The 3,002-nt window shown below is 74.0% G+C and carries 3 protein-coding genes; all 3 read right to left on the bottom strand.

All coding sequences use genetic code 11. The features are described 5' to 3' along the window. Positions 1-102: 102 nt before the first annotated feature. Positions 103-480 (bottom strand): hypothetical protein, encoded by a 378-nt coding sequence (locus FDZ70_08665; protein ID TLM72179.1) that lies wholly within the window; start codon positions 478-480, stop codon positions 103-105. Position 481: 1 nt separating this feature from the next. Further along, complete coding sequence (locus FDZ70_08660; GenBank protein ID TLM72180.1) at positions 482-1,918, bottom strand: D-alanine--D-alanine ligase; 1,437 nt, start codon at positions 1,916-1,918, stop codon at positions 482-484. Next, on the bottom strand, positions 1,726-3,002 hold a 1,277-nt coding region (locus FDZ70_08655; protein ID TLM72178.1), incomplete at its 5' end, for a UDP-N-acetylmuramoyl-tripeptide--D-alanyl-D-alanine ligase. The genes FDZ70_08660 and FDZ70_08655, both read right to left, overlap by 193 nt.

The raw sequence follows: 3,002 nt of genomic DNA, 5'->3' as shown, positions 1-3,002 counted from the left end.
AGCAGGACCTCGGCGACGCCGAGCGGGTCGCTCGCGCGGTCGAAGAAGGTCGGCCCCATCGACGAGGCGAAGGCCGGGGTCGCCATCGCCCGTGCCTCGGCCTCACGGCCGGCGCGCAGGTGGCCGAGGAACTGCTCCATGAACGCGCGCGCCTGGGCCTCGGTGAACGCGGTCTTCGTGGGGTTCGAGGAGGGCGGGGTGACCGCGGTCGGCGTCGCGCCGGACCCGGATCCCGACACGGCGTCGGGCCCTCCGGTGGCCAGCGCCGAGCCGTCGCCTGCGAGCGTGGCTGTCGGGCTGGGCGAGGCCGGGACGGTGGCCGGGGCGCCCGTGGCGGACAGCCCCGCCGGCACGTCGCCGCGGCCGCCGGCGCCGTCGCGGGAGCCGCCGGTCAGCGCGCGGGCGCCGGCCCAGAGCGCCGCGCTCACGAGCACCGCGGCGCCCACGCCGAGCAGCACGCCGACCGGTCCTGTGGGCCATTTCACGGTCTCTTCGGCCCCTTCGCGCCCTTGCGCTCCTGGATCGCCTCGAGCAGGTTGCGGTCGAGGCTGTAGGTCAGGCCCGACCGCCGCTCTGCGCGCAGCACCGCGGTGCGCAGCATGCGGCCGAGCAGGTCGTCGAAGGTCACACCGCTCGGCTCCCACAGGTAGAACGACAGCGAGCCGGGCACCGTGTTGATCTCGTTGACGAACACCTCGTCGCCCGAGAGCAGGAAGTCGACGCGCGCGACGCCGTCGCACGAGCACGCCTCGAACGCCGCCCGCGCGAGCGCCGAGATGCGCTCGGCCTTCTCCGGCGGCAGCGGGGCTGGGATGACGTGGCCCTGCACCTCGTCGGACGGTGCGCCCTTGGACCACTGCAGGTACTTCTGGTCGAACGTGAGGAACCCGCCGGACGCGGCCACTGCTTCGAGCGTGGAGGTCAGCACCGTGTCGCCGTCGCGCAGGACCGCGCAGTTGACCTCGGCGACATCCGCGACCGCGGCCTCGACGACCGCCTCGCAGTCGAACTCGAGCGCGAGGTCGATCGCCGGGGCGAGCGCGTCGCCCGTCTCGACGAACGTCACGCCGATGCTCGAACCGCCGCGCACGGGCTTGACGAACAGCTTCTCGCCGAGCGCCGACGCGCGGGCGAGCTCACCGTCGGGGCCGGAGTCCCACGCCGCGCGCGTCACGACCGTGTACGGCACCTGCGGCAGGCCCGCGGCCGTGAATGCGCGCTTCATCGCCGCCTTGTCCATGCACAGCGCGCTCCCGAGCACGCCACTCCCGGCGTACGGGATGCCGAGCATCTCGAGGGTGCCCTGCAGCGTGCCGTCCTCGCCGTTCGGGCCGTGGATGAGCGGGAGCGCGACGTCGATGCGCACGCTGTCGCGCTTGCCGAACAGGCCACCGGTCTCCACCACGAGCGCTCCGGGCGAGCCGGGCTGCAGCGTGACGGGGCGGCACTCGCGCTCGATCGCGGCGGGGTCGGCGAACTTGTCGAGGTCGTCGAGCGCCGGGCCGGTCAGCCAGCGGCCGTCCTTGGTCACGTAGACGGGCAGCGGGTCGTAGTCCGGCATGCGGCGCAGGACCGACAGCGCCTCGTGCGCGGTCAGGATCGACACCTCGTGCTCGCAGCTGCGGCCGCCGAACAGGACCGCGACGACGCTTCGGGCCACGTGACTCCTTGCGTGGTCAGGGGGCGGAGCGTGCCGCGAGGAACACCGCCGCACGGCTTCGGATTCTACGCGAAGTTGTCCGGCAGGTCGTTCTCGAACAGCACGACGTCGCCGGGGCGGATCATCGTCGCGAGCAGCTCGGAGGCGGCGGCGAGCGACGCGACGCCGTGCAGCGACTCGGCCGGCAGGCCGCCGGCGAGAATCGCGTCCATGAACTCGGCGGGCCACGACCGGCCGACCAGGATCACGACGTCGCAGGCGCGAGCGGCCTGCTCGCCTACGCGCCGGTGGGCTGCGACGGTCTCCTCGCCGAGCTCCACCATGCCCGGCGTGATGAGGATCTTGCGGCCGGCGAACGCGCCGAGCACCTCGAGCGCGGCCGAGAAGCCCGCCGGGTTCGAGTTGAACGCGTCGTCGATCACGACCACGGAGTCGTTGCGCACGACCTCGAGCCGGTGCGGCACCGGCGTCATCTTCGCGAGGCCCGCGGCGATCGCGGCAGGCTCCACGCCGAGCTGCAGCGCCGCGACGGCCGCGAGCGCGCAGTCGGCGGCCGCGTGCCTGCCGAGCAGCGGAGTCGTCAGCGCGAGGAATGCATGTCCGGCGGCGCGCACGGTGAACGAGGTGCCCTCGCCGGTGAACGCGACGCCGGTGACGGTGACCTCGGCACCCGCGCCCTCGCGCGCGGAGACGCGGGTGGTGGGTGCGGTCCAGTCGTGCGCGCCGGCGAAGTCCTCGATCCCGTCGGCGTCGACCACCGCGATGCCGTCGGCGGGCAGCGCCCGGAGCAGCTCGGTCTTGGTGCGGACGACGGTCGCCTCGTCCTTGAAGTACTCGAGGTGCTGCGGCCCGAGGCTCGTGACGACGCCGACCTCGGGGTGCACGAGGTCGCAGATCTCGGCGATGTCGCCGGGCTGACGCGCGCCCATCTCGACGACGAACGCCTCGTGCTCGGGCGTGAGCAGCTCGTTGATGGTGCGCGTCACGCCGAGCAGCGTGTTGTAGCTGTCGGGCGTTGCGAGCACTCGGTAGCGGCCGGACAGCGCCGCGGCGAGCGCGGCCTTCGTGGTGGTCTTGCCGTACGACCCGGCCACGCCGATGACGAGCGGTCCCACCTCGGCGAGCCGCGCCCGCGCGCGCTCGATGAAGCGTCGCCGCACGAGTGACTCGACCGGCGAGAGAAGCAGCGCGGCGGCCACGAGGAACGCGGGCGCAGCGAAGACGATCCCGCCGAAGCCGGCGTACGCCGCGGCCGCCGCGAGCGGCGGGAACGGCCCCGCGGGCACGGTGCGCACGAACGCCGCCAGCAGCGCCGCGCCCGCCGCCAGCGCGAGCGCCCAGC

This window comes from Actinomycetota bacterium (assembly GCA_005774595.1).
Taxonomy (GTDB): Bacteria; Actinomycetota; Coriobacteriia; order Anaerosomatales; family D1FN1-002; genus D1FN1-002.
The sequence above is the reverse complement of the archived record's forward strand: the minus strand, read 5'-3'. Positions and strand labels throughout refer to the sequence as shown.